Below are 6,000 nucleotides of genomic sequence, written 5' to 3' on the forward strand. Positions count from 1 at the left end.
AGGTGCGCTTTCCGGATTAAGAATTAAATTCGCCACGGGTCGCACCTAAAGTACTAAAGTATCGGTTAAATTTTCTAAACCAATAACAATTTATGTCCTCAGAGAGAGATAATGTTGGTCAACACTTGGGAATATTCTCAATAATTAGTTAGGGTTATTTTTCTACAGTGGAAAAAAAAATATGGTGATTGAGTTAACTGTTGCCATCCCGACATACAACGGTCATAAGCGTTTACCAGAAGTCTTAGATCGACTCCGAGACTGTTGCCAGCAAGACCAACTGAGCTGGGAAGTTATTGTTATTGACAACAACAGTACTGACGGCACTGCTAAGCTTGTTGAGGCTTATCAAGCCAATTGGCCAACGCAATATCCGTTGAGGTATTGTTTTGAACCGAAACAAGGGGCAGCTTATGCCAGATGCCGTGCCATTCAGGAAGCTACAGGTGAACTAGTGGGTTTCCTAGACGATGACACGATTCCATCAATGTCTTGGATAGCTTCTGCTTACGCCTTTGGCAAATCTCACCCTACTTCTGGTGCTTATGGTAGTCAAATCCATGGTGTTTTTGAAGTCACTCCTCCACCAAATTTTGATAAACTTGCGCCATTTCTAGCAATCACTGAACGTGGTTGTGAGCCATTACTTTATGAACCTCACAAAAAATTACTACCACCTTCAGCTGGGTTGGTTGTGCGAAAACAAGCTTGGTTAGAGAGTATGCCCTCTCGGCCTATTTTGACTGGGCGCACTAAGAGCAGTATGTTAACTGGGGAAGATTTAGAGATGTTGTCTCGTATCCAAGCTAAGGGCTGGGAAATCTGGTACAATCCTGCTATGGAAATTGAGCACAAAATTCCTAGCTGGCGTCTGAGACGTGAGTATTTAATTCCGTTTTTCCGTGGCATTGGTTTAAGTCGTCATGTGACCCGGATGTTGAGTGTAAAACCTTGGCTAAGACCATTGGCTACTCTGGCTTACATGAGCAACGATTTGCGCAAAATTACCTTTCACTGGCTCAAGCACGGTGGTTCTATCCAGTCGGATTTAATTGCAGCTTGCCAAATGGAGTTGTTTATGAGTAGTCTATGGAGTCCTTTTTACCTCCGTAAACATGGGTATTTTGCTGAGTATGATAACTAGTTCAAATAACTAGTTATTTGAACTAGTTGAAAAGGTTTAACAGGGGGAATAAACTGGGAGAGGGAAGTCATAAATTTGTCATAAATTGATCATAAATTGTGATATTATACCGCAAATAGGCAACACCTAAAAATGCGATTCTCGCGGCTGTCGCAGCTACGCGATTGGCTGTAGGTCACGCTACGCGATTGGCCGTAGGCCACGCTAAAAGCGAACGCGTTTTGCTACTGAGGTGGGATTTTCTTGAAATACTCACGCTCTTTAAGCCGATCTATCTTTGATAACTGATCTGAGTAGCGAGGGTGGAGCAACCCCAGTACCTCCTGTTTCTTGTAAGTGAGAGTCAAAGCATCCATAATCCCTTCCAGCCATCCTTGCCGATTTCTAAACAGCCAACGCTGTAGTTCTTTTAGGGGCATTCCAGCCACCGCTTCAGTGGGCAAAGCAGTTAGAATTTCGAGAGGGACAATAAAACCAAGAGACACTTCCCCATAGGTAACCATAGGTAATTCAGTTCCTGACTGCCAGCGTGTGCGATCAGAACGTGCCTTGGTGGAAAGTTCGGCAAGGGAAACTTGGTGGTAAAGAAAAGTCATAGTTATAGATTCAATGTTTTCCCATGCCATACTGGAAAATCCCAGCTGGCATCACTAAAACTCAGAATTCCCAGCTAGCCAACACCTGTAACTAAACACCTGTAACTAACAGAGTTTCTGAACGAACGCAGATGGCACCTTTATCAAAATCTTGGCCTGTTCACGTCTTTGTGGTTTAACCACTTTTGGTTTAATTAAAACCCCATTATCCATGCTGCCATTTTTACTAAATTTCACCCTGGCTCAAGCCACTCCAGCACCAACACCTCAAGTAGAAATCGTGCAACTCCAAGAAATACGCCCTCTACCAGGAAAACTAGATAATGTACCCGTATTTAACAGCAACAGTCCCGAACTAGTACAGACTGAAGGAATTTTACTGTCCACATTTCCCCCTTTTGACAAAGCCAACCCAGGGGCTCACTTAAACTTTCCATTTCAGGGGCGCTTTGATATCTTTGCCCACCATGTTGCCAAAGCAGCCACCCTAGATGATTTGCGCACCCTCTATCTAGGGATTATCCTCCACAATCCGGGCAAAGAACCAGTAACAGTAGATATTATTGAGGCAGCTAGTTACCTGAGTCAGCCTGATGCACCATTTATCGAATTACCCTCCCAAGTAGATAATTCTTCCGGTAGAGTTTATGCTGGGCCTGGTAGCCGAGTGATGAGTGATATTCTCCGTGGAGGTAGGCAAGACGGATTTCCTGCCCAATTGGTGATTCAGGCTCAGCAAAGCCGCATGTTGCTGAATCTGCCAATTCCAGTGCGAACCTTGACACCACCGATTAATGGTCGCTCAACGTTGATGCGGTTATACAGTGATGGAAAAGTATACGCCGCTAGTCTTGCTCAGTATGCACCTTTAGATAGTAATGGCAATGAACGCTCTCCTACTATAGCTCAATGGCAGGATTTATTAGAGCAAGGGGAGTTAGCTGGACCACGCGATCGCGCCCCGACTGATCCGATTGCTACTACTGGTTCAATTATCTACGGTCGAGTGGCAGGAGTAGCCCGAGGCTCTAGATGGCAAGCTCAGTTGGTGGATAATCCTACTGCTCAATCTCTAACTATTCCGCAACCGGGAAAAGCCTTTTCCTACGGACTGAGTACCCTCCATCACGGCAGGTTAGGTACTGGTCAAATTCAGAGTGCGCCGATGTTAGTCCGTTATCCAGATACCGCCTATTTTGCCCATGGTAACTATGGGGTGCAATACAGCCTGACCTTGCCACTGATTAATCCCACCCGGGATACTCAAACGGTCACCCTGGCTATTGAGACACCAATTAAACAAGATCAAATCCAGGGAGGATTAAGGTTTTTAAAGGCACCAGCTAAGCAAATATTTTTCCGAGGGACAGTGCAATTGAGCTATAAGGATGATCAAGGTTTACCTCGGACGCGCTATGTGCATTTGGTACAACGGCGTGGTGAGCAGGGGTATACCCTAGTTAGGTTGGAGATGCCACCCCTTGACCAGCGGCTGGTGCAAGTTGATTTTCTCTATCCACCAGACTCGACACCCCCCCAAGTTTTAACGGTTCGGACACATCATCAATAGACCTCTTGCATAAGTCTCAACCCAAATGTAAAAAACCTAGCCCTGTGAGGATGGCAAGGTGGGGAGTATGTCACATCAGGTTATATGTATCAATGTAAATTGATATTGTAGTCAATGTAATAAATTCATGAAATGATCAGTTGATTATTTCGATAGGTAGATAAAATGTTATACTCTAACTTACTAGACTGAAAAAGTCAAACAATGATCAGTGTCTTCCTATGTTTTCCTGTGAGCATCCTGCCTTGCGAGTTCTTGTAGTTGACGACCATGAATTAACTCGATATAGCCTTCAGTTAGCATTTTCTGCTCAGGAGAATATTGAGATAGTTGCTCTTGCTAGTAACGGGAAAGAAGCCATTGATATGGTAGAGTGCCATCGCCCGGATGTTATAGTACTTGATCTACAAATGCCTATGATGGATGGTCTCAGTGCAGCCACCCGGATCAAAAGTCTAGAGCCAGACACTAAAATTATTGCGTACTCTTCAGTAGAAGACCCCCAAATTGAGGTGATGAGCCAAACTGCTCCCGTTGACATCTTCTGTAGGAAAGATGTTGCCACTTCAGATCTAATTAATTTAGTTAGGAAAATGGGGAGGGATAAAGTTAACTGTCTACAACCACTAGCTAAAATCAGCTGAGAAACGAAAACTAAAATAAGGCGCTGCTAAACTAAGGAATTATGCAGTTATAGTCAGCTGATTTCCTAATTATTTATTCCCTTCAGTTATTCCATTAATCAGCAACGCCAATTTTTTTAGGAATCAGTTAGCCTTTCTATTCGGGGAAAGTACGCTTAAATTCATCGATTAGATCATCGAGTTCTTCCAGAGCCTGATTAACATCAATTCTGAGGGTTCCCAAATCGGGTTGCTCCAGAAGCCGTAACAAGGATTCCCGTTTACTCGTGATTAAGGTAATTCGCTCCTTAATTTTTTCCAACTCCATATTTTGGCTGTCTCTTATCTACAATAATTTTATGATAACGATCAGATTTTATCATAAAAAGGGGGAATAAGGTATTTAAGAGAAAGACTTGGTGCAATTATTAATTCGTTCTTACTTGCCTGGAGTCGGGAATATCGGTCAAGCCAGTAATCAGAGTATTGGGTTGATGTAATGATGGGAAGATGGGGGATAGGGGATACTCTTAAACCGTCATTAATCGGTACAAAACCGGATAATACGGTCAAGGTGCAATTTATTGTTGCCTGAGGGAGGGGTGGTCATGCAGTAATTGGAGTCAAACCTTCCACCCGTCTGTCTAGGCGTTCCTCAAATCCCTTTGAGGAGTTGCTTGAAAGCCTGAGTTTTACTATGCTTAAGGTCAAGCCATCCAAGCTCAACCGCATCAATTAAACTCAGTCCCATACCTCCCAAGTAACGCGCGGTACGACGCAATAACACTGCCTGCACCTCGGCTCTACTCATATACCGGGTTATCTCCTTGTCAGTACCGCGAGCAAGGATATTCTTGGCAGCATTATGGTCAGCCTGCAACACGACCCCATCAAAACCGGTAAAATTGTCCCCAGTCCTTTTCCCAAGAAGGGTTCCATTCCTCGAGTCAATTTGCGACGTGTAGCTAGGCTGAACTTCTGTAACGACCGATCCAGTCCAATTAGCCCACTTTTGCAAAGAGTCCCGCATTATTCCTTTCATCCAACTGTTTAATTTGCGGGATACGGCAAATGACTGGCGTTTATTTCGTATTGGTCGTGTTAAATCTTCTGCAAACACCTTTAAAGACTCCCCATTAAAGAGAGACTTAGATGCCGCCCCTATCATAGCCGTTAGTTCTGATTGATCCTGTCTGTAACGGCGGTTTTCTGTTTTTCTGGTTAGGTTATTTTCAAGTATTCGAGCTGACTTAGCTGGGTCGATTTTTTCTAACTTTCTGTGAAGTGCCCAAAGCTTCCCTCTATTTCGGTTCTTTCTACATATACGATCAGACTTCTTGGTGGTTACTTTTCCTAGTCCTTTCCCGTGAGCCTGACCTTCTGAATCATAGAAAGCCTCCGTGTACCCTTTATCTACCCCGACACTCCGACGTTCAGATGTAATTCCTACGGTTCCATGATCTACCAGAAAATGAACTTCAAATCTTGGCAGGAGTTGGTTATAGATTAGCCTGATTTGTCCTTTTATTTTTCGATTAGACCTGACAACTATCCTGTTCCTCTTTCCTCTCCTTAATCCAGCTAATTCTAACTGGTAGGTATTCCGCGAAAGTCTTTTACATTTATACCCTCCTTGTTGGTAAACTATCTGATTCTTAATCCAAGAATGCCCTCTTTGGAACTCTTTCCTGACGAGTCTATGAAGGAGAGTATTTTCTAGAAAAGCTAAAGTCTTAAGTTGCGTGGCATACTCTTTCCGCTTGTTCTGGTTCTCTTTCCCAGAGAATCTTCGATAGATTTTTTTTACTACAGCTTCAATACAAGCAGCTTGTTGGGCTGTTATGGCTTTAGCTACATCGCTAACAGTCCATTCCGCCAGTTTTGAGGGGAGTCCCAGAGATTCAGGAGTCCTAAAACTTCTAACTTCTGGGTAGGCTTTCTTATTACGGTCGATGTCCGGTATTACCCGATGCACCTCCGCTCCAAAGCCGTACGTGAAGCTTTCACCTCATACGGCTCCTAGGTTCTCCTTCAACCTTTCGGCTTGCAGTCATCTTGTGACGTGCT

6 protein-coding genes are annotated in these 6,000 nt (G+C 43.9%); 3 read left to right on the top strand and 3 right to left on the bottom strand.

Annotated features, from left to right (window positions below; translation table 11 throughout):
* Positions 1 to 181: 181 nt before the first annotated feature.
* The gene (gene hpsE, locus F6J99_RS16645; RefSeq protein WP_293113892.1) at positions 182 to 1,144 is read left to right on the top strand and encodes a hormogonium polysaccharide biosynthesis glycosyltransferase HpsE; all 963 of its coding nucleotides are present in this window, start codon (positions 182 to 184) and stop codon (positions 1,142 to 1,144) included.
* Positions 1,145 to 1,368: 224 nt separating this feature from the next.
* On the opposite strand, the gene F6J99_RS16650 is transcribed toward hpsE, so the two are convergent.
* Positions 1,369 to 1,740, bottom strand: coding sequence for a hypothetical protein (locus F6J99_RS16650; protein WP_293113893.1), 372 nt, complete (start codon positions 1,738 to 1,740; stop codon positions 1,369 to 1,371).
* Positions 1,741 to 1,951: 211 nt separating this feature from the next.
* On the opposite strand from F6J99_RS16650, the gene F6J99_RS16655 reads away from it, so the two are divergent.
* Positions 1,952 to 3,310, top strand: coding sequence for a DUF3370 domain-containing protein (locus F6J99_RS16655; RefSeq protein WP_293113894.1), 1,359 nt, complete (start codon positions 1,952 to 1,954; stop codon positions 3,308 to 3,310).
* Positions 3,311 to 3,531: 221 nt separating this feature from the next.
* Positions 3,532 to 3,954, top strand: a complete 423-nt coding sequence (locus tag F6J99_RS16660) for a response regulator transcription factor (protein WP_070391147.1) — start codon at positions 3,532 to 3,534, stop codon at positions 3,952 to 3,954.
* A 136-nt stretch (positions 3,955 to 4,090) separates the two neighbouring features.
* Here the strand turns inward: F6J99_RS16660 and F6J99_RS16665 are convergent, their stop codons facing one another.
* Together F6J99_RS16665 and F6J99_RS16670 are read right to left on the bottom strand one after the other, a co-directional pair.
* Positions 4,091 to 4,261, bottom strand: a complete 171-nt coding sequence (locus F6J99_RS16665; protein WP_165691818.1) for a hypothetical protein — start codon at positions 4,259 to 4,261, stop codon at positions 4,091 to 4,093.
* 327 nt (positions 4,262 to 4,588) lie between these two features.
* Positions 4,589 to 5,908 carry a zinc ribbon domain-containing protein gene (locus tag F6J99_RS16670; RefSeq protein ID WP_293113895.1) on the bottom strand — a complete coding sequence of 440 codons (1,320 nt, stop codon included), beginning with the start codon at positions 5,906 to 5,908 and terminating at the stop codon, positions 4,589 to 4,591.
* Between the last annotated feature and the right edge of the window lie 92 nt (positions 5,909 to 6,000).

Origin of the sequence: Moorena sp. SIO4G3, assembly GCF_010692305.1 — a bacterium.
Classification (GTDB): domain Bacteria; phylum Cyanobacteriota; class Cyanobacteriia; order Cyanobacteriales; family Coleofasciculaceae; genus Moorena; species Moorena producens_A.

Excerpts from the sequence above, each read along its gene's own strand:
- F6J99_RS16650 (WP_293113893.1), bottom strand. The coding sequence starts at position 1,740 with ATGACTTTTCTTTACCACCAAGTTTCCCTTGCCGAACTTTCCACCAAG.
- F6J99_RS16655 (WP_293113894.1), top strand. The coding sequence starts at position 1,952 with ATGCTGCCATTTTTACTAAATTTCACCCTGGCTCAAGCCACTCCAGCA.
- F6J99_RS16660 (WP_070391147.1), top strand. The coding sequence starts at position 3,532 with ATGTTTTCCTGTGAGCATCCTGCCTTGCGAGTTCTTGTAGTTGACGAC.
- F6J99_RS16665 (WP_165691818.1), bottom strand. The coding sequence starts at position 4,261 with ATGGAGTTGGAAAAAATTAAGGAGCGAATTACCTTAATCACGAGTAAA.
- hpsE (WP_293113892.1), top strand. The coding sequence starts at position 182 with ATGGTGATTGAGTTAACTGTTGCCATCCCGACATACAACGGTCATAAG.